Source organism: Mycobacterium sp. Dal123C01 (assembly GCF_052566995.1).
This window is the reverse complement of record NZ_CP199580.1, coordinates 1,391,234-1,414,086: the sequence shown is the minus strand read 5'-3', so window position 1 is coordinate 1,414,086 and position 22,853 is coordinate 1,391,234. Positions and strand designations below refer to the sequence as shown.

Sequence of the window (22,853 nt, the reverse complement as noted above, 5' to 3'; positions counted from 1 at the left end):
CCTGGCGCGCTCTCATCGAGGAGATTCCGCAAACCGTCCTACAGCGGTGATTTCTTGGGGTTTTCGGGCCGCCTACGACGGCCGGAAACGGCATTTCCGCATGTGCCGGACGGTGAACGGCCACTGGTGAAGCGACACATGTGAATTTGCTGTCAGTGCCCGGCTCCGACAAATTGTGACTAGTTCGCGATCTGTGAGATTTCTCGGCGCAATATTCACTCGCGAGGCGGCGGCGGACTCGGCTCCGGCACCGGCAGGCCACACCGGGCGAGCTCGTAAAGCGGCACGCGGTCGATCCGGTAGGTGGTGAACTCGAAGGAGTGCAAGAAGTTTGAGAAGAACCGGTGCAGCGTCATCGGCGCGCGCACCGAGGCCAGCATCGCCTTGGTCCCGGGGCATTGCAGGGCCGCCACCGCCTGGGCGACCCAATTCGCATCCAGATAGCCCGGAATGCCCGGATACATCTTCACCCACGGGCCGTCGGCGATCACCCAATCCGGGAAGAGGTTCTTGTCGTGCCCGATCCTGCCGTGCGTCAGGCGCTGCGTGTGCTGGGCGAGCGGGTTCGCCAACCCGATTTGGTCGATCACCCGGACATCGAGCCCGACATTCATGCCCAGCATGCCCAGGTTGGTGAAAAACACTGCGTGCTGCGGCTTTTGCGGCGCTCTGCTGTCGGGAGGGCTGCCCGGGGCCGGTGCCGGCGGCTGAATCATGGGCACGATGTCCCACTGAATGTAATTGCCAGACGGCAGCAACAACGCTCCGTCCGGCGTGTTGTCCAGCGCCGCCAGCACGGCCGCCATCCTGGGGTAATCCAGGTAATCGGCGGCGGTCAGCGGGTGTGCGTGGCCGGTGGCCTGGGCATAGAAGCGCCGCTCGTCGACGATGCCGGTGTAGGTGACGTGGGTGGCGTCGTAACCCATCCCCGGCGAGTTTGCTGCCCACAGTGACCAGCCCGCGATGCCGAGCCAGAGCAGGCTGGCCGCACCGCTGAGCCAGTAACCGGTCTCCCGTGAGTAGTCCTGCCCGTCGGGGATCAGCACGGGGATCACCGCCACCGGGGCCAGCAAACAAAATACCGGCGCCAGCAACACTCGCGCGTGCATGAAATCGCCGCCCTGCCGAATCCAGTAGATCGCCTGTAACAGTCCGCTGACGAGGACGAACGCCACCACCGCGGGCGGGCTTTGCACGGCCCGGGCCAGTCGGCCGTAATTGGGCGCGAGCATCGGACGCAGGAACGACGGCCGGCGTCGAGCCGCCATCAGCAGCAGCCCCAGCGGCACCACCAGCAGCACCGGCAGCCACACGGCGTAGGGCTCGATGAAATTCGACAGATAGGTCATGCCCTGGGACCACTTGTCACCGGCGGCATCCTTGGCCAACGCCGTCCCGGGCACCAGTAAGCCGTAGTAGCCCATCCGGAAGATCTCGTAGGCCACCGGAACGAAGCCGCCGGCCACCACGATCAGCACCCGAAGGCGCCAGGTCCGGGCCGCGATCAGCATCATGATCAGGGCCAGCCCGCCCATCAAGGCCAGCTCGGGGCGCACCAGAACGCTGAACCCCGCGACGAAGGCCAGCACGCCGAGGAATGCGTCGCGATCCGGGCGGTTGCGCAGGGCCTGTGACCAGCAGACCATCATCCACCACAGCAATCCCAGGTAGGCCAGCGTCAGACCGCTTTCCAGCCCGGACGTCGCGAAGTCACGCGCCGGTGGCAGCGCGATGTAGACCAGCGCCCCGGCGGGCAAGATGATCGCCCGACGTCCGCGTAAGCCGGGGGCGTAGAGCCGCCCGGCGCCCAGCATCAGCAGCGCCACGCCCAACACGGACAGCACGAGTGCCAGCACCAGCGCCACGTACTCCATGCGCACCGGGCCGCCGACCCAGCTTCCGACGTACATCAGGTAGGTCCACGCGGTCGAGGTGTTGGCCTCCACCCGCTCGCCCTGGTTGAAAACCGGCCCGTTGCCGACCAACAAGTTGCGCACCGTGCGCAGCACGATCAGTCCGTCGTCGGCGATCCAGCGCCGCTGCCACGCGCCCCAGCCGAACAGCACGGCGACCACCGCCACGCTGATCCACAGGCTGACCCGGACCACGGCGTCGTACGGAAACGGCGGCCGGCCACCCCGCATGACGCCCGGCCGGCGGCGCATCACCTCGCGCTTGATGGCCTGCAGACCGGGGCTAGCCGAAGGCAACCGCGGCACCCACTGTTGCGATCCACGCTAGAAACAGCAGCTGCAACACCCGGTCCCGCAGCGCAATGTCTTCGGGCTCACCGGCCAGTCCGCCGTCGACGTCGACCGCATAACGCAGGATCGCGATCGTGAACGGGACCATCGACACCGCGAACCAGGATCCGGAGTAATGATCCCGCTCGAACGCCCACATCCCGTAGCACAACACCACCGCTGTCGCCGACATCGTCCAGACGAACCGCAGGTAGGTGCTGGTGTAGCTTTCCAGCGATTTGCGGATCGCCGCTCCCGTGCGCTCGGCCAACTGCAGCTCGGCGTAGCGCTTGCCGGCCACCATAAACAGCGAGGCGAATGCCGCCGTCAGCAAGAACCATTGGGACAGCGGGATGGCGGCGGCCGCACCCCCGGCGATGGCCCGCAGCAGATACGCCGACGACACGATGCAGATGTCCATCACCGCTTGGTGCTTGAGGCCGAAGCAGTAGGCCAGCTGCATTCCGATGTAGACGGCCATGACCACGGCGAGGTTCGGCGTGAGCCACCAGGAAATCGCCAGGGAGGCCGTACCCAGCACCGCGGCCAGCGCATAGGCCAGCCATTCGGGCACCACGCCGGCCGCGATCGGCCGGAATTGCTTGGTGGGGTGCTCCCGGTCGGCCTCGACGTCGCGGACGTCGTTGATCAGGTAGATCGCCGAAGCCGCCAGGCAGAACACGACGAAGGCCACGCCGACCCTGGTCGCCACTTCGGCGTAGTCGTAGCGGACTCCGCGGCCGGCCGCAGCCACCGGCGCGGCCACCACCAGCACGTTCTTCACCCATTGCCGGGGGCGCATCGCCTTGATCACACCGGTGATCAGATACGCCGGGGGTCGTCCGGTCGCCACGTCTTCACTCATTTCGGCCACACCTATCTCGACTTTCTATCGAGCCAGAGTGCAAGGCGCGCGACCGCGGCGCCGAGCGCCACGCCGAAGACAACGTCGCTGGGATAGTGCACGCCCAGCAGTATCCGCGACAGCGCCATCGGCGGAACGAGCACCGCGGCGCCGATTCCAGGAGGCAGCCCGGCGGCCCGGCCCATCAGGAGGGCCGCGGCCGTGGTGGAGGTGGCATGCGCGGACGGGAAGCTCAGCTGACTGGGTGTGCCCACATTGATCGCGACGGCCGGATGATGCGGACGTTTGCGCCGCACCACCCGCTTGATCAGCACGGCGGCCGCGTGCGCGACGAACGTGCCCGCCCCGGCCACCAGCCATTCCCGGCGCCGGGCCGGGGCCACGAACGCGCCGACCATCTCCACGACCAGCCAGCCGACGCTGTGCTCCCCGAAGTGGGACATTCCGCGTGCGGTGGCCAGCACGCCGGGACGGCCAGCCAGCGCCGATTGAACGGCCACCATCGCGGCGACCTCGCCGCTAGGCGCCGATTCAGCCATGCTGTGCTGCGGCCGGCAACAACGCCGTCTCCCACTTCTGCTTGCTGGACAGCACCGGCAGCGCGTCCCGGTACACCCGGCGCATCTGGTCGAACCGGCTCAACAGCTGACGCTGACGGCGCAGCGACTGCAGCAGCAGGGTGAACATCTTGCGCCGATCACGCTGCCGGTAGACCACACCGCACCCGTCGGCGGTGGTGACGGTGACACCGTCGACGGTGCACAGCCGGAACCAGCGCGCATCCTGGGTCGGCACGTTGAACTCCGGTCGCTGGTGGCTTTCGGGGTCGGCGGCCCTGAGGTTGTGCACAATCCCCCGGGCCAGCCGGTAACCGATGGACACCGGGTTCACCGGGGGCTTCATCGCCTTGCTCTGGTACAGCGGCGCGGGCAGCTCGCTCGCCGCCGGTAGCACGACGGCGTCCGGGTACTCCTTGCGCAGCCGGTGCACTTCCGGCAGCCCCGATTCCAGAATCGAGAAAATGTGCTCCGGGCCGGCAAGGAAGTCGTCGATGGCTCTGTTCTGAATAGCGACTGTTGAATATTCAAGGCACGCAAGGTGTTTCAGTGTCGCCTTCAGGTGGCTGCGGACCAGGCCGGTGATATCGCCGTCCCAGTGCATCGCCGCGACCACCAGCCGGTTGCGCAGATGGAAGTAGGCCTGCCAGTCGATCGCGTCATCTTTGTCGCTCCAGGCCATGTGCCAGATCGCGGCGCCGGGCAACGTGACCGTCGGATACCCGTGCTCGCCGGCCCGCAGACCGTATTCCGCGTCGTCCCATTTGATGAAGAGCGGCAACGGCTGTCCCAGCTCCTCGGCGACCTGCCGCGGGATCATGCACGTCCACCAGCCGTTGAAGTCGACGTCGATGCGCCGGTGCAGCAGCGCGCTCCGATCGTTCTTGTCGCCCAACGGATATTCGGCAAAGTCGTGGTCGTACTCGGTGTGCGGCGCGGCGGTCCACATGAAGTTCGACTGGTTGACGACCTCGCCCATGATGTGCAGGTGCGACGGCTCCTGCAGGTTGAGCATCTGACCGCCGATCAACATCGGAGTCTTGGCGAAGCGGTTCATCGCCAACACCCGCAGGATCGTGTCCGGCTCGATGCGGATGTCGTCGTCCATGAACAGAATCTGTTGGCAGTCGGTGTTTTTCAGCGCCTCGTACATCACTCGGCTGTAACCACCGGACCCGCCGAGGTTGGGCTGGTCGTGAATGGAGAGCCGATTGCCCAGGCCCGCGGACGCTGCCGCGAAGTCCGGGTGATCGCGTACCTTGCGCGTGCCCTGATCCGGGACGATCACCGCGCCAATTACCTTGTCCACCAATGGATCTGTAGTGAGATCGGCGAGCGCGTTGACACAGTCGGCGGGGCGGTTGAATGTCGGGATGCCGACGGCGACGTTGGCCGTGCCCGGCGCGGATTCGGTCGCATACCAGCCACCGTCGAGCAGGGTGACCGCGGTGTCGGTGGTGATGTCGAACCAGATCCAGCCGCCGTCCTCGAACGACTTGAGCGCCAACTCGATCTCGACGACGGCCGGCTGATCGTCGGTGCCGACGAATTGGCGGCCCTCCACCGAGATCCGCACCCCGGTGGCCTTGGTCCGGTAGAGGTCGACGCGGCCGGTTCCGGTCAGCCCGACCCGCAGCACCACCGATTCGCAGATCGACCAGCGCCGCCAATAACTCGCCGGGAAGGCATTGAAGTAGGTGGCGAACGAGACCTCGGACTCCTTGCCGATCTCGAGCGAGGTGCGGCTGGCCGCATGCGCACGCCGGGAGTTGGTTGTCGACTCCTCCAGGTACAGCTTGCGGACGTCGAGCGGTTCACCCGGCCGCGGCAAGATGATTCGGGACAGCAGGCTCACGGCGGTCATCAGTGCCACTCCTCCTCATCGCTTCGCTCTGCATCGTCGATGGCACGACTCATCCGCGCACGCCTTCCTCTTCGACTAGAGCGACCCCGTCGCGCAGATGTGGCGCGAGGGTGTTGTCATACATGTTCAGCGCACTGGCAATCGCCATATGCATATCCAGATATTGATAGGTGCCCAGCCGCCCACCGAAAAGTACCTTCGAAGAAGCGGTCTCGGACTTCGCCCTCGCACGATAGGCGGCCAACAGGGCGCGGTCAGCCTCGGTATTAATCGGATAGTAGGGCTCATCGTCGTCGGCGGCGAACCGGGAGTACTCGCGCATGATCACCGTCTTGTCGGTCGGGTAGTCGCGCTCGACATGGAAGTGCCGGAATTCGTGGATGCGGGTGTAGGGCACTTCGGGATCGTTGTAGTTCATCACCGGTGTGCCCTGGAAGTCGCCGACGGGTAAGACCTCCAGCTCGAAATCCAGGGTGCGCCAGCCGAGCCGGCCCTCGGCGTAGTCGAAGTAGCGGTCCAGCGGGCCGGTGTAGACAACCGGGGCGTCGGGGCTGTCGGCGCGCAGTTGGTCGCGGACGTCGAACCAGTCGGTGTTCAGCCGGACCTCGATGCGGTCGTCGGCGGCCATGTTCTCCAGCCATGCCGTGTAACCGCCGACCGGCAAGCCCTCGTAGGTGTCGTTGAAGTAGCGGTTGTCGAAGGTGTAGCGCACCGGCAGCCGGGTGATGTTGGCCGCGGGGAGTTCCCTCGGGTCGGTCTGCCACTGTTTGGCGGTGTAGCCCTTGACGAATGCCTCGTAGAGCGGCCGGCCGATCAGCGAGATGGCCTTTTCCTCGAGGTTCTGCGCGTCGCCGGTGTCGATCTCGGCGGCCTGCTCCGCGATCAGCTGGCGCGCCTGCTCGGGGGTGAAGTACTTGCCGAAGAACTGCGACACCAGGCCCAGCCCCATCGGGAACTGGTAGGCCTGCCCGTTGTGCATCGCGAACACGCGGTGCTGGTAGTCGGTGAAGTCGGTGAACTGACGCACGTAGTCCCAGACCCTCTTGTTCGAGGTGTGGAACAGGTGCGCGCCGTACTTGTGCACCTCGATGCCGGTCTGCGGCTCGGCTTCGGAATAGGCGTTGCCGCCAAGGTGCGGGCGCCTGTCGACGACAAGCACACGCTTTCCGAGTTGGCTGGCCACGCGTTCGGCGATGGTGAGCCCGAAGAATCCGGAGCCGACGATCAGGAGGTCAAAACGAGCAGTCATCGGTTGCTTAGGGTATCCGACACCGCGGGCACAACCCCATCCGACAAGGCGGACGGGTTGGGGTTCGGGCACGTGAAGACTTGTTTGCAGTGACCCGAATCGCACGTAACGCGCAGAGTCGCAAAAACCTCACGATTCAATATCGCCACTCTAGTAACAGCTTTCCCACTCGTACCATCGACTTTGTGTGGATCCCACCGACTGGCGGGGCCCGCCGACACAACACATAGATTGAGGAGCCTTCCGTGCCGAACCGACGCCGTCGCAAGCTCTCGACAGCCATGAGCGCGGTCGCCGCCCTGGCAGTGGCGAGTCCTTGCGCATACTTCCTTGTTTACGAATCGACCTCTGGCAGCAAGCCGCCGGAGCACCACGAGTTCAAGCAGGCAGCGGTCATGACCGACCTGCCCGGTGAGCTCGTCGGCGCACTGACCCAAGGCTTGTCCTCGTTCGGCGTCAACCTGCCGCCCATTCCCGCCCTGGGCGGTGGCGGTACCGGCGCAGGTCTGGGAACTGGGGGCTTGGGCACTACTGGTCTGACCAGCCCCGGTCTGGGAACGCCTGGTCTGACCAGCCCCGGCCTGGGAACTCCTGGCTTGGGCACGCCGGGCTTGGCTAGCCCAGGTCTGACGAGCCCAGGTCTGACGAGCCCGGGTCTGACGCCTGGCGGCACCGCGCCCGGTGCGCTGACGCCTGGTCTGCCGACTCCCGGCATGCCGACGACGCCCGGCGCAGGGCTGAACCCGGCGCTGACTAGCCCGGCCGGACTCACTCCGGGCGGTCTGGGCGGCGCCAACGAGGTGCCGATCAGCGCGCCGCTGGACGCGGGTGCCGACGGCTCCTATCCGATCCTCGGTGACCCGTCGACGCTGGGTGGGTCGCCGGCCGGCGGCAGCGGCGCTAGCGGCGGGCTCGTCAACGACGTGATGCAAGCCGCCAACCAGCTCGGCGCTGGTCAGCTTGTCGACCTGCTCAAGGGCGTCATGATGCCCGCCATCACGCAGGCCCAAGGCGGCGCACTACCGGGTGCCGCCGGCGCCCTGCCGGGTGCGGCGGGTATTTTGCCGCACGCCCTGCCGGGTGCGGCGGGTGCCCTGCCGGGTGCCGCTGGCGCCCTGCCGGGTGCGGCCGCAGCTCTCCCGCCGGCGCTGCCTCCCGTCTAGAACTTCGGGGGTCCTGTCACCTGACGGCACCGCAGAGTCACCAAAACTCTGCGGTGCCGTCGAACAGTTTCTGGCGAAGTTGAGACACGGGAAATTCGTGTCGCCTCATAAATAACACCAGACCCACACGTAACATCAGCTGGTGTCGTCCCGCAGTCGTGCGCCCACGATGATGCTTACTGCCATCGCGGCCACGGTTGTCATCGTTTCGGCGGTGGCGCACTTAACCCGCGAACGCGACGCGCCCGACGCGGCACGGCCGACGCACGACACCCAACTCACCGAGCAGCCGTTGATCGGGCTCGGAGGCGGCGTCTCGGTTCGCGAACTCACCCAGCAGACGCCGTTTTCTCTGGTCGCCCTCACCGGCGATCTGGCCGGCTCTTCTACCCGGGTGCGCGCGAAGCGCCCCGACGGTTCGTGGGGGCCCTGGTATCAGACCGAGTATGAGACCGCGGCACCGGACAATGCCTCAGGTAGCGAATCGGGCCGACCCGCCGGACCGACCGAAGGGCCCCGCAGCACCGATCCGGTGTTCGTCGGCACCACGACGACCGTGCAGATCGCGGTCACCCGCCCGCTCGATGCCGCGGTGACTCAGCCGCCCACGGAGCCGTCCCGCGACTTTGGCGGCCTTGGATATCGGCCCGCTTCCAAGGAACAGCCGTTCGGGCAGAACATCTCCGCGATCCTCATCTCCCCGCCGCAGGCGCCTGCCAAGACGCAGTGGACGCCGCCGTCCGGAGTCATGATGCCCGGCCAGCCGCCCGCCATCATCAGCCGCGCGGAATGGGGCGCCGACGAATCGCTGCGGTGCGGTAGTCCGCAGTACGACAACGGGATTCGCGCGGCCGTCATTCATCACACCGCGGGTAGCAATGACTATTCCCCGCTCGAATCGGCGGGGATCGTCAAGGCCATCTACACCTATCACAGCAAGACGCTGGGCTGGTGCGACATCGCCTACAACGCGCTGGTCGACAAGTACGGCCAGGTGTTCGAGGGCAGTGCCGGGGGTCTCACCAAGGCGGTCGAGGGCTTCCACACCGGCGGATTCAACCGCAACACCTGGGGTGTGGCGATGATCGGCAACTTCGACAACGTACCGCCCACCCCGCTTCAGCTTCGCGCGGTGGGACGGTTGCTCGGCTGGCGCCTGGGCATGGACGGCGTCGACCCCAAGGGCACGGTGACATTGGAGTCCGCGGGAAGCCACTACACCACGTTTCCGGCCGGCGCCTTGGCGACCTTGCCCACTATCTTCACCCATCGCGACGTCGGAAACACCGACTGCCCCGGCAACGCTGCCTACGCGCTGATGGACGAAATCCGGGATATCGCATCCCATTTCAACGACCCGCCCGAGGAGTTGATCGAGGCGCTGCAGGGCGGCGCGATCTACCAGCACTGGCAGGAGCTGGGCGGTATGAACAGCACGTTGGGCGCACCGACCTCGCCGGAAGACAACGCCGACGGCGATGCGCGCTACTCCACCTTCGCCAAGGGCGCCATGTACTGGTCGCCCGTGACAGGGGCACAACCCGTGACCGGCGCGATCTATGACGCCTGGGCCTCGCAGAGCTACGAACGCGGTCCGCTCGGCCTGCCGACCAGTGCCGAAATCCAAGAGCCGCTGCAGATCACGCAGAACTTCGCGCACGGGACCCTGAACTACAACCGACTCACCGGGGACGTCGACGAGATCCTCGACGGAATCACGACAGCACTCTCGGCGCAAACGCCCAGCGCCCCGGCCGTCCCGCCGGAACACTTCTCGTTACCGTCGCACCCCGACGCCTGACTGGCGGCCCGCGCACGGCGCCGCGGCGCGTACTAGTCTGCGACCTGTGCCCGAGACACCGTATCTGAGCATCGATCTTGGTCAGGTGCGCAAGAACTTCCGGGCCCTGCGCACGGTTTTGCCCGAGGCGCAGATCCGCTACGCGGTCAAGGCGAACCCGGCCGAACCCGTCCTGCGCCTGCTGGCGACGGAAGGGTCCGCATTCGATATCGCATCGATCGGCGAGATCGACACGTGCGATACCGCCGGCATCGAGGGCCGCCTGCTGACGTTCGGGAACACCGTCAAGAAGCCCGCCGACATTGCCCGGGCGTATGCACGTGGTGTTGCGCGGTTCGCGTTCGACACCGAACAGGGTATGACGGCCATCGCCGAGCACGCCCCGGGCGCAGCGGTGGAATGCCGTATCGCGCCGGAGTTTCCGTCGTCGGTAACGCCGTTCGGAGACAAGTTCGGTTGCGCCCCGGATGCGGCCGCGGGGCTGCTGAGACACGCCCAGCGACTAGGACTACGCCCGGAAGGCGTGTGCTTTCACGTCGGCTCACAGCAACTCGACCCAGCGGCGTGGGAGCTTGGAATACGTGATGCTGCCTCAATTTTTGACGCGGTCAACGAACTCACCACGATCAACGTCGGCGGCGGGTACCCGCTTGCGTATGCGCTCGACGCGCCGGACCTCGATGTGGTCGCCGAGGTCATCACATCGGCGCTGGCCCGTCATTTCGGCGCGCACCCACCGCGGCTCGCCGTCGAACCCGGGCGGGTGATCGCGGGTTCGGCGGGCACGATCAGCTGCCAGGTGGTGTCGGTGCGGACGGGCACCGATGCCCGGCGCTGGGTGTACCTCGACATCGGCCGCTACGGTGGTCTGGCCGAGACGGAGAATGAGTACATCCGCTACCGGCTACGGACCGACCGCGATGGCGATCCGGTCGATGATGCGGTCGTCGCCGGGCCGACCTGCGACGGCGACGACGTGCTGTACCAGCGGTATCCGCTTCCGGTCACCCTGCGCCCCGGCGATCGGGTCGAGATCGACGACGCCGGCGCATATACCGCGAGCTATGCCTCGGTGGCGTTCAACGGGTTTCCCGCGCTGCCAACATATTTCGCGGATGCATCCGACCCCCGGGGCCGGGAGATCGTCGAACCGCTGGCGCCGGGCCTGACGCGAACCTGGCACCTCGCCGAGGTCAGCTGTGACGTGGACACCGAGTTCCAGAACCTGGTCATCGGCCGCACGGCCCAGGGCGTCGCGCTGTTCAGCGACAGCGAACGTCAGAGCACCGAATTCAGCCAGCTCGTCTATCACGAGGCACTGCTGGTGCCGGCGCTGCTGCTGGCCGGCAAGGTCGACCGCGTGCTCGTCGTCGGCTCGGGCGAGGGCGTGGTCAGCCAGCTGGCGGTATCGGCGGGGGCCACGCAGGTCGATCATGTCGACATCGATCGCAAAGCGGTCCGGCTGTGCGCGCAGCACCTTCCCTACGGCTACACAGTGGACGAACTGCGCAGGGCGGAAGAGGGATTCGGGCCGGTCGCCGTGCACTATTGCGACGGCTGGGAATTCGTGGACCGGTCCACCACGTCATACGACATCGTGGTCATCGACCTTCCCGACGAGCGAACCGAACCCGTCCAGCACAACCGGCTCTACGACACCGACTTCCTGCAGCGCTGCCGAGATATCGGTCGCGTCGTCGTCGCTCAGGCCGGCTGCCCGACACTGTGGCGCAACGAGTCGCTGCACGTGTCGTGGCAGCGTTTTCACGAAACCTTCGGGACTGTCGTCTATTTCGGCAGCGACGAGCACGAGTGGGCGTTTCTTTCCGGGCTGGCCGACGCCTGCGACGATCCCGTCGCGGTGATGTCGGCGCGATTGCCGACACTGCCCTACCAGCCCCACACCCTCGACGCGGACTCGCTGATCGCATCCACCGTGCCGCCGAAAAGCTTGCGGACGCCCGGTTAGATCGCTGCGTCAGAGAATCGCGACCGCCACCACGATGCCGAGCGCAACCTGCGCGGCGGCCACCATCAATGCCTCGTGTTTGAATTCGTCGGCGTTGAACAGCCGGTCCATGTCGATGCCGATCACCATGGTCGCGATCCGCATCATCACCACCTGGGCGATGATTCCCACCAGCCCGAAGACCGCGGACCCCATCAGCCCTTCGGCCAGCTTTCCGGACGACGAGTAGATCGCCAGCACCACGATGAACGCCATGCTCACCATGCCGGCGGCGGACACGATGATCGCGTTCGGCTTACCCTCGTCGACCATCTGGCGCAGCGGCCCCGGTGTGGTCAGGTCGATGGCGTAGAACCCGACCAGCATCAGCACCAGGCCGACGACCGCGTACAGGACAATGGCACCCGCGCCGCGACCGAGCACCGCCCAATAGCCGGCATCCCAATAGCCTGAATTCAGCGCCACGATGGTTGTTGTCATCGATGATCAACTCCGTTCACTTGCTCAGAAGTTCACTTTTGGGGAATCCGGTGTGGGACAAAGGCTGCGCCGTCGTCGGTGATCAGTCCCGCGGTCTCGCGGATGCCGAGTCCGGCCGCCGAATCGCCGACGATCCAGGCACCCAACGCTGGTCGCATGTCGTCGAATTCCGGCAGCGGATCCAGCAGCTGATAGACGTAGCCCTCTTCGCCGTAGACCCCGCCGGTGGCGGTCTCCATGCCGGCACCGACCACGGTGATGTTCGCCCCTTCCCGGCCGAGCTTGGGTTTACGGACGTACTCGGTCAGCTCGTGCGGATCATTGAGATAGGCGGGCAACAGATTTGGGTGACCCGGATACATCTCCCACAAGATGGCCAGGATCGCCTTGTTGGACAACAACGTCTTCCACAGCGGTTCGATCCACGCCGTTTGCGGCAGGCTGGACACCACGTTTTTGCCGAACTCGTCGTCGAGCACCCATTCCCACGGGTAGAGCTTGAAGACCGCGTGAATCTGCGACTCTTCCAAATCGCAGAAGCGCTCCAGTGCGGAGTCCCAGCCGAGGTCCTCGATCGTCAGCCCGACGGTCTGAAAACCCGCCTCCGCCGCGGTTTCCTGCATGTAGGTGGTGGTGATCTGGTCTTCACCGGTGGCTTCCACACCCGACCAGCTCAAGTGCAACTCGTCGCTGGGCAGCAGATCCCGCAGCTGCTTCCACCGGTCGACCAGCTGTTCATGCAACGAGTTCCACTGGTCGTCGCCGGGAAAAACGTCCTTGAGCCAATACCACTGCAGGATCGCGGCTTCGAGCAGCGTCGTCGGGGTATCGGCGTTGTACTCGAGCAGCACCGCCGGGCGGCGCCCGTCGTAACGTAAGTCGAAGCGCCCGTACACATGTGGGTCGGAGCGGCGCCACGATTCGGCGATCGGTTGCCAACTCCATTCCGGGAGACCGAAATCCGCGAAGCGCTCCATCAGGACCACCTGCTCGACGGCGTTCAGGCACATCGAATGCAGCAGTTCGACGTCGGCTTCCAGCGCCAGGATCTCGTCCATGTCGAACTCGTAGTGGACTGATTCGTCCCAGTACGGCCGGTCCCGGCCCCTCGCGTCGCGCGCCGGCGCGCCATACACCAGGCCTTGCGATTCCACGATCGATTGCCACTTCGGCCGCGGCTGGTGCCTGGCCCGTTTCACGAGCCGCTGCCCTTGCCGCTGGATGAGCCGCCCAGACCGCCTCGCGAAATGCTGGTTCCGGACTTGGTGGTGATGTTTGCGCCCTTGGGCGCGGACGTCGTCCCGCCGCTCGGGCGCGAGCCCACCGACCCCGAACTGCCGTAGTAGTAGTGGTATTGGTGCCCGCCGAAGTAGTAGAACCCGTTGAGCCCCTCGGTGTGACCCGTGCAGTAGCCGTCCGGCACGATCACCGGCTGTCCGCTCGGATCTTCCTGGACGCATTGGGCGGTGACGTTCGGTGTCGACAATGCCCAATAGCCGAGGGCGGCCACGACGCCCACCACACCGACGGCGGCCGCGGCGCCCATCAACACACGGCGCTGGTGGCGCCGCTTGGCCTCGGCTTCCAGGCGCGCCTCTTCGAGCTCCTTCTGCTTTTTGGCGTACTTGTCCCGCGCCCGCAATTCGGCGGGGGTGGGCGGCCGCGGCTTCGTCGTCGCAGCATCCTGAAATTCGATGCTGCCGCCGGCCGAGTATTCGTCCTCGCCGTCCTCGGGTTGCTCGGCCTCGCTGGGCGTCTCCGGCTCGGACTTGTCGTCCGCGGGCTCGCCACCCTTCGGTGGCTCTTCTTCCGACGCCACTACCGGTCCTTGGACCCGGACACATTGCCGCACGCGGCGCCCACGTTGTTCAGGCAACCGAACACGTGACGAGGGGCGACGAGCCGGAAGGCGGGCACGCGGGCAGTCTGCCACATTTGCTACGGCTGCGGCAGAGGACAGCTCCGGCTCAGTCCGCTAGCCCCACCAACGCTCCAGCACGCGTCCCACCCCGTCGTCGCTGTTGGTGGCGGTGACCTCGTCGGCGACGGCGAGGACGTCGGGATGGGCATTGCCCATCGCCACGCCGTGACCGGCCCACCGCAGCATCGGCAGGTCGTTGGGCATGTCCCCGAACGCCAGTACCTGGGCGCTGACGATCTCCAGCGGCTTGGCGATCTCTTCGATGCCGGTGGCCTTGCTGATTCCCAGCGGCACGATCTCCACCAGCCCGTTGTTGGTGGAGTAGGTGATGTCGCCCTGGACGCCGACGTGCTTGGCCAGTTCGGCGGCCATATCGGCGCTGCGGGCACCGGCCTGGCGGATCAACAGTTTGATCGCCGGCGCGCTGAGCAGGTCTTCGATGGATACCTCGGTGTTGTCCGGGTTCAGCCACGCGTGCTCATAGCCCGGCGAGCTGACGAACTGCGGAGTCGCCGTGTCGTGGGCGCTTCGGCCGATGCGCTCGACCGCCAGGCCGGCACCCGGGATGACGCGGACCGCGAGCTCGGCCAGTTCGGCCAGGGCGTCGACGGGCAGAGTGCGCGCCGACACGACCCGGTCGCTGGCGGGGTCGTAGATGACGGCGCCGTTGGCGCACACCGCCATCGGCGCGAACCCCAGCTCGTCCACGATCGGACGTATCCAGCGGGGCGGGCGGCCCGTTGCCACAACGAATTTGGCGCCCGCGGCGACGGCGGCGCGCACCGCGTTACGAGTACGCGGAGTGATGGTTTCGTTCTCGTCGAACAAGGTGCCGTCGACATCGCACGCGATCAGCGCCGGCTTCGTCAATGCCGTCCGCTTTGCGGGTCGCCCGGCCGGGTCACTCCGTCGGTGCCGTATTTGGCAATCCGCTGTTGCAGTTCGGCCAGCCGGATCGCCTGGGAGTCTTCCCGATTCGGCGCGCTGCCACCCAGCCGGCGCGGCACCCAGTACTCGCCCTCGGGGTGCGGATACTCCTCCTGCACCTGGTAGAGCAGGCCGTTCATGGCTTGGCGTAGCGCGACGTTGAGTTGTTCGACGTCACCATGCGGCGGAATCGGCCGTCCAGCGGCCACGGTGATCGGAACCTTGTTGCGGAACAACTTCTTTGGGTGATCTTTGGGCCATATCCGGTGGGCACCCCAGACGATTACCGGGATGATCGGTACCTGTGCCTCCAACGCCATCCGCGCTGCCCCGGTCTTGAATTCCCGGAGTTCGAAACTGCGGCTGATGGTGGCCTCGGGGTGCATCCCGATCAACTCACCGGCACGCATCCGCTGCACGGCCAACGCGAAGGCGTCGTGCCCACTTCTGCGGTCCACCGGAATGAGCCTGGCGTGCTTGATCACGTAATCGACGGCCTTCACGTCCGCCATTTCGGCCTTGATCATGAAGTACATGCGCCGGCCCCGTTCCCGCGCGGCGAGCAGCGGCGGCAGCCAGTCCAGGTAGCTGGTGTGGTTCTGCGCGAGCAGCGCGCCACCCCGCTGCGGAATGTTCTCGAGTCCGCGGAAGGTGAACTTGGTCCCGTTCATCGCGACGAGCGAAGGGACGATCAATTCCCCGAACCGGTAGAACGGCTCTGCCATGTCTTCTCCTTCGCCTAACGCTGCTGGCGCGGGGGACGGTTCGCGGCCCTCGCGGCGGCCTCGTCAGCCTCGATCTGTGCCGCCTCAGCCATTGTCGGCGCACTTCCGCCCAGCCGGTTCGGCACCCAATACTGCCCGGCCGGGTGCGGGTACTGCTGCTGCGCCTCGTACAGCAGCTTGGTCATCGACTCGCGCAGCGCGACGTCGGTCCGCGCGATGTCGTCGTCGGCATGCAACGGCGGGCCGACCTGTACGGTGACCGGCACCTTGTGACGGCCGATCTTTCGTGGATGGTCCTTGGTCCAGACCCGCTGCGCACCCCAGACGATGAGCGGGACGATCGGGACATCCGCTTCGCCGGCCATGCGCGCGGCACCCGTCTTGAACTCCTTGAGCTCGAAGCTGCGGCTGATGGTGGCCTCCGGATACACCCCGACCAGTTCCCCTTCGCGGAGCCGCCGCACGGCCACCGCGTAGGCACCCGCCCCGGCGCCGCGGTCCACCGGAATGATGCCAGTCCGCTTGATCAGGATGTTGACCACCTTCACCCGTTGCATCTCGGCCTTGATCATGAATCGCAGCCGGCGGCCGCGGCGACGCGTCGCCAACGCGGCCGGTAGCCAGTCGACATAGCTGGTGTGATTGATCGCGACCACCACACCCCCGCGCTCGGGGATGTTCTCGATCCCGCCGTAGGTGATCCGGGTGCCCGTCGCCAGAAGGGCCAGCTGGGCCAGGATCTCCAAAGTGCGATAGGTCGGCTCCACCATCGGCAGCTACTCCGGCGCCCCCGCGGCTTGAGCCCGCCGAGCGGCCCGAGCGGCCAGCTCCTCGGCGTCTAGGCGCGCGGCGTCAGCCAATGACGGGGCACCGCCGCCCAGCCGATGCGGCACCCAGAACTCACCGGCCGGGTGGGGTCCGTACTGCTCCTGCGCCCGTTCCAGCAAATGCTGCATCCGGGAGTGCAGCAGTCCGCGCAATTCCGGCACGCCCAGTGTCGGTTCGATCGGCTCGCCGACCAGCACCGTGATCGGCACCTTCGGGCGAGCGAGCTTCTTCGGGTGATCCTTGGTCCAGATGCGCTGCGCACCCCAGACGATGTGCGGGATGATCGGCACTCCGGCCTCCACCGCCATCCGTGCGGCACCGCTCTTGCATTCCTTGATTTCGAAGCTGCGGCTGATGGTGGCTTCGGGGTAGACGCCGACCAGCTCACCGTCCTTGAGGTTCCTGACGGCCGCTTCGTAGGAGGCGCCCCCGTCTTGTCTATCCACCGCGATGTGCCGCAGGCTGCGCATGATCGGCCCGGTGATCTTGCCGTCGAACACCTCTTGCTTGGCCATGAATCGCACCTTGCGACCCAGCCCCTGCTTGTAGGCGGGCAAACCGGCGAAGGTGAAGTCGAGGTAGCCGGTGTGGTTGATCGCGATGACCGCACCGCCACTGGCCGGCAGATGCTCGACACCCGAGACGGTGATCTTCAGGCCCTGCATGCGCCAGATCGAGCGAGCAAGCAGGATCGCAGTGCCGTATACCGGTTCCACAGCTTGCCAGCCTAGTGCTCCCGTCTGTGAGCCGCCTGAAGTGGTGAAAAGAGGCACCTGTGACCTTCCCCTCGTCGCACCCGCCGGTGCCCGCGGTGGTTCGCCGGTTCGCCGATGGCAGGCCCGTGCGCGCGGTCTGGGTCAACGAGGAGGGCGGCGTGACCTTCCGGCTGGGCACGGGCGGCTCCGGTCGCGACTTCGTCAAGGTGACCAACGCGCGCGGCACCGACTTCGCCGCCGAAGCGCGGCGGCTGCGCTGGGCGGCTCGGTACGTGGCGGTGCCGCAAGTGCTGGGATTCGGGGTCGACGCAGACAGCGCCTGGCTGCACACCCGCGGGCTGCCGGGCCTGTCCGCCGTGCACCCACGCTGGCTGGCGGCCCCGGACGTGGCGGTGCGAGCGATCGGTGCGGGGCTGCGCGCACTGCACGACCGATTGCCGGAGCGCACATGCCCTTTCGAGTGGTCGGCGGCGAGCCGGCTGGCCGCGCTGACGCCGGCCGCCCGTGCGCGCCTGGGCCAGCCGCCGCCGGTCGATCGGCTGGTGGTCTGTCACGGCGACGCGTGTGCACCCAACACGCTGATCGACGACGAGGGCCGTTGTTGCGGGCACGTCGACTTCGGCGAACTCGGTGTGGCCGACCGATGGGCCGATCTCGCCATCGCGACGCTGTCGTTGGGCTGGAACTATCCCGGCCGGGGATGGGAGGCGGAGTTCTTCGCCGCCTACGGCGTCGAACCAGACCCGGCGCGTATCGACTACTACCGGCGGCTGTGGCAGGCCTCCGATGGCACCTCACGCTAAACTCGAAACGATTCCGAGAACCCCTTGAAAGGCATTTGTGCAGGTCACGAGCGTAGGCCACGCTGGATTTCTGATCCAAACCCAGGCCGGCAGCATTCTGTGCGATCCCTGGGTGAATCCGGCCTACTTCGCGTCATGGTTCCCGTTCCCGGACAACACCGCCCTGGACTGGGACGCGCTCGGCGACTGCGACTACCTGTATGTCTCGCACCTGCACAAGGACCACTTCGACGCACAGCATCTGCGCGATCACGTCAACAAGGACGCGGTGGTGCTGCTGCCCGACTTCCCTGTGCTCGATCTTCGAAATGAACTGCAGGATTTAGGTTTTCACCAGTTCTTCGAGACCAGCGACTCGGTGAAACACCGAGTCAGCGGGCCCAAGGGCGACCTCGACCTGATGGTCATCGCGCTGCGCGCACCCGCCGACGGCCCGATCGGCGATTCGGCCCTGGTCGTCTCCGACGGCGCGACAACGGTTTTCAACATGAACGACGCTCGGCCGGTCGATTTGGACATGCTGACTTGCGAGTTCGGGCACATCGATGTGCACCTGCTGCAGTACTCCGGCGCGATCTGGTACCCGATGGTCTACGACATGCCGGCCCGTGCCAAGGAGTCGTTCGGCACCCAGAAACGGCAGCGCCAAATGGATCGCGCTCGTCAGTACATCGCCCAGGTGGACGCGACCTGGGTGGTGCCGTCCGCGGGACCGCCGTGCTTTTTGGACCCCGAGCTGCGCCACCTCAACGACGACCACGGCGATCCGGCCAACATCTTTCCCGACCAGATGGTCTTCCTGGACCAGATGCGCAGCCACGGGCACGATCGCGGCCTGCTGATGATTCCCGGGTCGGTCGCGGATTTCACTGGCAAGTCTTTGAATTCGGTACAGCATCCGCTGCCCCTCGGCGAGGTGGAGGCCATCTTCACCACCGGCAAGTCGGCCTATATCGCCGAGTACGCCGACCGGATGGCGCCGGTCCTGGCCGCGGAGCGAGCGGGCTGGGCCCCCGCCGCCGGCGAGCCGCTGCTGGAACCGCTGCGCGCACTGTTCGAGCCGATCATGCTGCAAAGCGACGAGATCTGCGACGGCATCGGCTACCCCGTCGAGCTGGTGATCGGTCCCGAGACCGTGGTTCTGGACTTCCCGAAACGGACCGTGCGCGAACGCATTCCCCACGAAAAGGTTCGCTACGGCTTCGCCATCGAGCCCGCGCTGGTTCGCACCGTGTTGCGCGACGGCGAGCCGGACTGGGTCAACACCATCTTCTTGTCCACTCGTTTCCAGGCATGGCGGGTCGGCGGCTACAACGAATACCTGTACACATTCTTCAAGTGTCTGACCGACGAACGGATCGCCTATGCCGACGGTTGGTTCGCCGAGACCCACGATGACTCCGCGTCGATCACAGTGAACGGCTGGGAGATTCAGCGACGTTGCCCCCACCTCAAAGCCGACCTTTCGAAATTTGGTGTGGCAGAAGGCGACACGTTGACCTGCAATCTGCATGGCTGGCAATGGCGACTGCAAGATGGTCGCTGCCTGACCACCCGCGGTCACCAGCTGCGGAGCCGCCGCGCATGAGCGACACCTACGACGACGGCCTGGTGCAGCTGGATCGGACGGCGATCACGTTGCGCCGCTACCATTTTCCGTCCGGTACGTCGAAGATCATCGCGCTGAGCATGGTCCGCGGGTACAAGGCCCAGTCGTTGGGCTGGTTTACAGCGCGGTTCACCTTCTGGGGCGGCACCGACCCACGTCATTGGCTGCCGCTGGACGTACAGCGGCCACTCAAGTCGACGCTGATCACCCTGGACATTCCGGGAACCCGGCCGAGCCCCGCGTTCACTCCCGCGCGCCCGGACGAGTTCCTCGCCCTGCTGGACGAGCTGCTGGCTCGGTTCGGCTAGCGGTCGGCCAGGGCCGCGCGAGCGGCGTTGTAGCCCGGGGTGAAGGTGATTCCGGGTCCGCCGTGACAGCCCGCACTACCCAGGTAGAGCCCCTTGATCGGGATCGGTTGTCCGAGATAACCTTTCGGCCCAGGCCGGTTCGGGCCGACCTGATTCGCATTCAAGAGGCCGTGGCAGTAGTCCCCTCCAGGGGCGCCGAACATCACCCCCATGTGCTTGGGCGTGAAGGTGGTGTGCCGGATGATGCTGCGCTCGAAATTCGGTGCGAGCCGGGTGACCTTGTCGATCACCCGCTGTCCCATTTCGACCTTCGCCTGCCCGTAATCCACATCGCCCTCGATCGGGAACCACAACGCGAATGCCGACGCCGCGTGCTTTCCCGGCGGCGCCAGGTCCGGATCGTTCTGCGAGGGAATCTGCAACACCATCGTCGGGTCGGCCGGAACGATCCCGCGCCGAGCGTCCTCCCACTGCTGCTGGACTTCCTCCGGCGTGCAGAACAGGCCTATCGACGCCTGCATCGCCGGGTCGTTGAGGGCCTCGTAGGGCGCGGCGAAGGCCGGGGCCTCCTCCAGTGCGAAGTGCATCTGCAAATAGCTGCCGCGGTGATCGATGCGCGCATAGCGTTCCCGGATATCGGCGGGCAGCGCGGCGGGATCGATCATCTCGTTGAGGGTGACGTCCGGCGCGATGCCGGAAACGACGATCAGGGCGCTCAACGTCTCGCCCGCCTCGGTGCGCACCCCGGTCACCTGTCCGTCGGCGACGAGAATCTCGGTCACCTTGGTACGCAACCGAACTTCGCCGCCGTTGCTCTTCAGCACCTCGCACAGATGCGAGGTGAGCGCGCCGATGCCACCGCGCAGTTTCTTCATCTGCATGGTGTCGCCGTCGGGAACGCCGAGTCCGAAGGCGAGCGCCGCCGCGCTACCCGGGGTGGACGGCCCGCGGTAGAGCGTGTTGACGGCCAGCACGGTCATCGAGCCGCGCAGGGCGCCATGCTTCTCGCGGTCGGGCAGGTAACGGTCCAATACGTCGGTGACCGATCCGAACAACATGTCATCGATCGCTGAGCGTTCGAATTCGTTTGTGGCACAGGCATACATCTCGTCGATGCTCTTGGGCGGCATGCCGGCTTCGAACCGGCCCAGCGCCCGGGTCGGCGCCATGCTCCACGCCATCAGCCCGGCCATTCCGTTGACGGCGTCGGCCCCGTGCACCTCGTTGAGGTGGGTGAACAGCTTGATGGGGTCGCTGTATTGAATCAGGGGATCATCACCGACGCCGCGCACTGCCACCGACATCACGTCCAAGTCGATCGTCGGCATGGTGTCCAGGCCCAGCTCGTTGACCACCTCGGACGCCGTCGGGAATTGCACCGAACCGGCGATCTCGAACTGGTAGCCGTCGAAGAGCTCCACGGTGGAGGCCATGCCGCCGGCATAGAGCTTGGGATCCAGGCACAGCGTCCGCAGTCCGGCCTTCTGCAGCAGCACCGCCGCGGTCAGCCCGTTATGCCCTGCACCGATAACTATCGCGTCGTAACCAGTCATGTCCCTGCCCTTCGGAAAGGAGGCTCGCACGGTCGCAAAGTTTTGTCAATTATGACGAAACTGGCCGAGCGACGGCAGTGATCCAGGAGTCGGTGATCCCCGCCCGCAGCGTTTCCAGCGCCGCGTGGCACAGCCGGGCGAGCTCGCCCAGGGACCGGTCGTCGCTCTCCATCCAGACCTCCATCGCACCGAATACCGCGGCGGCAATGCAGCGCGCGGTCACCGCGGTACGCACCAGGTCGTCGACCGTCCCCGCGGTTCCGTTGGCCCCGCGACCACGCCGTTCCCATTGCGCTCCAATGGCATCGGCGAAGTCCGCCTGCACCTCGCGAATGTGGCGGACGATGCGACCGGGGTCCAGCTCGTCTTGTCGCAGCGCGGCGATCTTCGCCACGGCGTCGACGTCATACGGGAACGAGAAAATGGCCGCCTGCACCGAATCGATGATCGATTCGTCGGCCGGCCTGGCATCCAGGGCCGCACGAAACCAATGCAGCCCGGTGTAGTCCGCGAACAGCAAGTCGTGCTTGGAAGTGAAATGGCGATAGAACGTCCGTAGCGACACCCCGGCATCGGCGGCAATCTGCTCGGCGGACGTGTCTTCCACGCCCTGGGCCAGGAATCTCACCACCGCCGCCTGGCGCAACGCTTCCCGTGTGCGCTCGCTGCGCGCCGTCTGAGCGGGCCTGACCATTGCAGTAAGGTACCAAGAATTCTTGTGTCAATATTGACAAAACTTTCGGGCGGGGGTGAGACTGCGCCCATGGCCTCCATCATCATTCACTTCGCGCTCGGGCTTGCCTGCATCGCCGGGATCATCGCATCCAACCCGAAGATCTACGCCAAACCCCAGGGCGGACCATGGCTTTCGCCGCTGGAATGTGTGTACTACGCCGCCGGCATAGCGTCGATCGCCCTGGGTTATTGGTTCAACATCCACTTCGTGATGGCTGCACACGGGCAGGGCAATCTGATATCCGGGCCGGCCAGCTATCCGACCTTCCTGCGGGAGCAGTTCGCCAACCCGGCCGCAGGTTCAGGCAATCAGGATTACATGATCGCCAATGTCATTCTGATGCCGGTGTTCACCATCGTCGACGGCCTGCGGCGCGGGATCCGACGCCCCTGGCTGTTCTTCCTGTCCAGCTTCTTCACCAGCTTCGCGTTCCCGTTTGCCTTCTACTTCGCGACGATGGAACGGCAGCGCCGACACGAGCAGTCCCGCCAGGCAGTCACCGCCTAAGGCTTGAGCACCGGCCGGCGTGTAAGCGG

The 22,853-nt window shown here is 66.1% G+C and carries 21 protein-coding genes; 7 read left to right on the top strand and 14 right to left on the bottom strand.

Annotation, left to right across the window (positions count from 1 at the left end; genetic code table 11):
- Nucleotides 1-215: 215 nt before the first annotated feature.
- From aftB to glf, 5 genes are read right to left on the bottom strand one after another with little or no spacing between them, the layout of a single operon-like run.
- Nucleotides 216-2,210, bottom strand: coding sequence for a terminal beta-(1->2)-arabinofuranosyltransferase (gene aftB, locus ACTXG5_RS06715; protein ID WP_445162942.1), 1,995 nt, complete (start codon nt 2,208-2,210; stop codon nt 216-218).
- Entirely contained in the window at nt 2,197-3,108 is a 912-nt protein-coding gene (locus ACTXG5_RS06710; protein WP_445162941.1) for a decaprenyl-phosphate phosphoribosyltransferase, read from the bottom strand. Before ACTXG5_RS06710 ends, aftB begins: the two co-directional genes overlap by 14 nt.
- An 11-nt stretch (nt 3,109-3,119) precedes the next feature.
- The gene (locus tag ACTXG5_RS06705) at nt 3,120-3,647 is read right to left on the bottom strand and encodes a phosphatase PAP2 family protein (protein WP_445162940.1); all 528 of its coding nucleotides are present in this window, start codon (nt 3,645-3,647) and stop codon (nt 3,120-3,122) included.
- Nucleotides 3,640-5,529, bottom strand: a complete 1,890-nt coding sequence (locus ACTXG5_RS06700) for a glycosyltransferase (RefSeq protein WP_445162939.1) — start codon at nt 5,527-5,529, stop codon at nt 3,640-3,642. Before ACTXG5_RS06700 ends, ACTXG5_RS06705 begins: the two co-directional genes overlap by 8 nt.
- A 49-nt stretch (nt 5,530-5,578) precedes the next feature.
- Complete coding sequence (gene glf, locus ACTXG5_RS06695; RefSeq protein WP_445162938.1) at nt 5,579-6,778, bottom strand: UDP-galactopyranose mutase; 1,200 nt, start codon at nt 6,776-6,778, stop codon at nt 5,579-5,581.
- A 245-nt stretch (nt 6,779-7,023) separates the two neighbouring features.
- On the opposite strand from glf, the gene ACTXG5_RS06690 reads away from it, so the two are divergent.
- From ACTXG5_RS06690 to ACTXG5_RS06680, 3 genes are all read left to right on the top strand, one after another.
- The gene (locus tag ACTXG5_RS06690) at nt 7,024-7,941 is read left to right on the top strand and encodes a PirG (protein ID WP_445162937.1); all 918 of its coding nucleotides are present in this window, start codon (nt 7,024-7,026) and stop codon (nt 7,939-7,941) included.
- A gap of 169 nt (nt 7,942-8,110) precedes the next feature.
- A complete protein-coding gene (locus ACTXG5_RS06685) occupies nt 8,111-9,742 on the top strand; it encodes an N-acetylmuramoyl-L-alanine amidase (protein ID WP_445164290.1) in 1,632 nt (543 codons plus the stop codon).
- 46 nt (nt 9,743-9,788) lie between these two features.
- Nucleotides 9,789-11,711, top strand: a complete 1,923-nt coding sequence (locus ACTXG5_RS06680) for an alanine racemase (RefSeq protein WP_445162936.1) — start codon at nt 9,789-9,791, stop codon at nt 11,709-11,711.
- Between the two features lie 9 nt (nt 11,712-11,720).
- Here ACTXG5_RS06680 and ACTXG5_RS06675 read toward each other — a convergent pair whose 3' ends face one another.
- The 7 genes from ACTXG5_RS06675 to ACTXG5_RS06645 all read right to left on the bottom strand — a co-directional run bounded on the left by ACTXG5_RS06675 (nt 11,721) and on the right by ACTXG5_RS06645 (nt 17,308).
- A complete protein-coding gene (locus tag ACTXG5_RS06675) occupies nt 11,721-12,191 on the bottom strand; it encodes a DUF350 domain-containing protein (protein WP_445162935.1) in 471 nt (156 codons plus the stop codon).
- A gap of 32 nt (nt 12,192-12,223) precedes the next feature.
- On the bottom strand, nt 12,224-13,390 hold the full coding sequence (locus tag ACTXG5_RS06670) for a glutathionylspermidine synthase family protein (RefSeq protein WP_445162934.1): 1,167 nt from the start codon (nt 13,388-13,390) through the stop codon (nt 12,224-12,226).
- A complete protein-coding gene (locus ACTXG5_RS06665) occupies nt 13,387-14,010 on the bottom strand; it encodes a hypothetical protein (RefSeq protein ID WP_445162933.1) in 624 nt (207 codons plus the stop codon). Before ACTXG5_RS06665 ends, ACTXG5_RS06670 begins: the two co-directional genes overlap by 4 nt.
- A 156-nt stretch (nt 14,011-14,166) precedes the next feature.
- Nucleotides 14,167-14,982, bottom strand: a complete 816-nt coding sequence (locus tag ACTXG5_RS06660) for an HAD family hydrolase (RefSeq protein WP_445162932.1) — start codon at nt 14,980-14,982, stop codon at nt 14,167-14,169.
- Nucleotides 14,979-15,764, bottom strand: a complete 786-nt coding sequence (locus tag ACTXG5_RS06655; RefSeq protein WP_445162931.1) for a lysophospholipid acyltransferase family protein — start codon at nt 15,762-15,764, stop codon at nt 14,979-14,981. The genes ACTXG5_RS06660 and ACTXG5_RS06655 overlap by 4 nt, the downstream gene beginning before the upstream one ends.
- A gap of 14 nt (nt 15,765-15,778) precedes the next feature.
- The gene (locus ACTXG5_RS06650) at nt 15,779-16,534 is read right to left on the bottom strand and encodes a lysophospholipid acyltransferase family protein (protein ID WP_445162930.1); all 756 of its coding nucleotides are present in this window, start codon (nt 16,532-16,534) and stop codon (nt 15,779-15,781) included.
- Nucleotides 16,535-16,540: 6 nt separating this feature from the next.
- A complete protein-coding gene (locus tag ACTXG5_RS06645; RefSeq protein WP_445162929.1) occupies nt 16,541-17,308 on the bottom strand; it encodes a lysophospholipid acyltransferase family protein in 768 nt (255 codons plus the stop codon).
- A gap of 59 nt (nt 17,309-17,367) precedes the next feature.
- On the opposite strand from ACTXG5_RS06645, the gene ACTXG5_RS06640 reads away from it, so the two are divergent.
- The 3 genes from ACTXG5_RS06640 to ACTXG5_RS06630 are packed head-to-tail and all read left to right on the top strand — an operon-like array spanning nt 17,368 to nt 20,028.
- Entirely contained in the window at nt 17,368-18,111 is a 744-nt protein-coding gene (locus ACTXG5_RS06640; protein ID WP_445162928.1) for a phosphotransferase, read from the top strand.
- A gap of 37 nt (nt 18,112-18,148) precedes the next feature.
- Entirely contained in the window at nt 18,149-19,699 is a 1,551-nt protein-coding gene (locus ACTXG5_RS06635; protein WP_445162927.1) for a Rieske 2Fe-2S domain-containing protein, read from the top strand.
- Nucleotides 19,696-20,028 (top strand): hypothetical protein, encoded by a 333-nt coding sequence (locus ACTXG5_RS06630; protein ID WP_445162926.1) that lies wholly within the window; start codon nt 19,696-19,698, stop codon nt 20,026-20,028. The genes ACTXG5_RS06635 and ACTXG5_RS06630 overlap by 4 nt, the downstream gene beginning before the upstream one ends.
- Here ACTXG5_RS06630 and ACTXG5_RS06625 read toward each other — a convergent pair.
- Together ACTXG5_RS06625 and ACTXG5_RS06620 are read right to left on the bottom strand one after the other, a co-directional pair.
- The gene (locus tag ACTXG5_RS06625; protein ID WP_445162925.1) at nt 20,025-21,581 is read right to left on the bottom strand and encodes a phytoene desaturase family protein; all 1,557 of its coding nucleotides are present in this window, start codon (nt 21,579-21,581) and stop codon (nt 20,025-20,027) included. The two genes, ACTXG5_RS06630 and ACTXG5_RS06625, sit on opposite strands and share 4 nt — an antisense overlap.
- 49 nt (nt 21,582-21,630) lie before the next feature.
- Nucleotides 21,631-22,275 (bottom strand): TetR/AcrR family transcriptional regulator, encoded by a 645-nt coding sequence (locus ACTXG5_RS06620; protein WP_445162924.1) that lies wholly within the window; start codon nt 22,273-22,275, stop codon nt 21,631-21,633.
- Nucleotides 22,276-22,344: 69 nt separating this feature from the next.
- Between ACTXG5_RS06620 and ACTXG5_RS06615 the strand changes: the two genes are divergently transcribed.
- Entirely contained in the window at nt 22,345-22,824 is a 480-nt protein-coding gene (locus ACTXG5_RS06615; RefSeq protein ID WP_445162923.1) for a DUF2834 domain-containing protein, read from the top strand.
- The last annotated feature ends 29 nt before the right edge of the window (nt 22,825-22,853 follow it).

What these genes read in the sequence shown, in the direction of transcription:
- ACTXG5_RS06710 (WP_445162941.1), bottom strand. Translation starts at nt 3,108, where the DNA reads ATGAGTGAAGACGTGGCGACCGGACGACCCCCGGCGTATCTGATCACC.
- ACTXG5_RS06705 (WP_445162940.1), bottom strand. Translation starts at nt 3,647, where the DNA reads ATGGCTGAATCGGCGCCTAGCGGCGAGGTCGCCGCGATGGTGGCCGTT.
- ACTXG5_RS06700 (WP_445162939.1), bottom strand. Translation starts at nt 5,529, where the DNA reads ATGACCGCCGTGAGCCTGCTGTCCCGAATCATCTTGCCGCGGCCGGGT.
- glf (WP_445162938.1), bottom strand. Translation starts at nt 6,778, where the DNA reads ATGACTGCTCGTTTTGACCTCCTGATCGTCGGCTCCGGATTCTTCGGG.
- ACTXG5_RS06685 (WP_445164290.1), top strand. Translation starts at nt 8,111, where the DNA reads ATGATGCTTACTGCCATCGCGGCCACGGTTGTCATCGTTTCGGCGGTG.
- ACTXG5_RS06675 (WP_445162935.1), bottom strand. Translation starts at nt 12,191, where the DNA reads ATGACAACAACCATCGTGGCGCTGAATTCAGGCTATTGGGATGCCGGC.
- ACTXG5_RS06655 (WP_445162931.1), bottom strand. Translation starts at nt 15,764, where the DNA reads ATGGCAGAGCCGTTCTACCGGTTCGGGGAATTGATCGTCCCTTCGCTC.
- ACTXG5_RS06650 (WP_445162930.1), bottom strand. Translation starts at nt 16,534, where the DNA reads ATGGTGGAGCCGACCTATCGCACTTTGGAGATCCTGGCCCAGCTGGCC.
- ACTXG5_RS06630 (WP_445162926.1), top strand. Translation starts at nt 19,696, where the DNA reads ATGAGCGACACCTACGACGACGGCCTGGTGCAGCTGGATCGGACGGCG.
- ACTXG5_RS06625 (WP_445162925.1), bottom strand. Translation starts at nt 21,581, where the DNA reads ATGACTGGTTACGACGCGATAGTTATCGGTGCAGGGCATAACGGGCTG.
- ACTXG5_RS06620 (WP_445162924.1), bottom strand. Translation starts at nt 22,275, where the DNA reads ATGGTCAGGCCCGCTCAGACGGCGCGCAGCGAGCGCACACGGGAAGCG.
- ACTXG5_RS06615 (WP_445162923.1), top strand. Translation starts at nt 22,345, where the DNA reads ATGGCCTCCATCATCATTCACTTCGCGCTCGGGCTTGCCTGCATCGCC.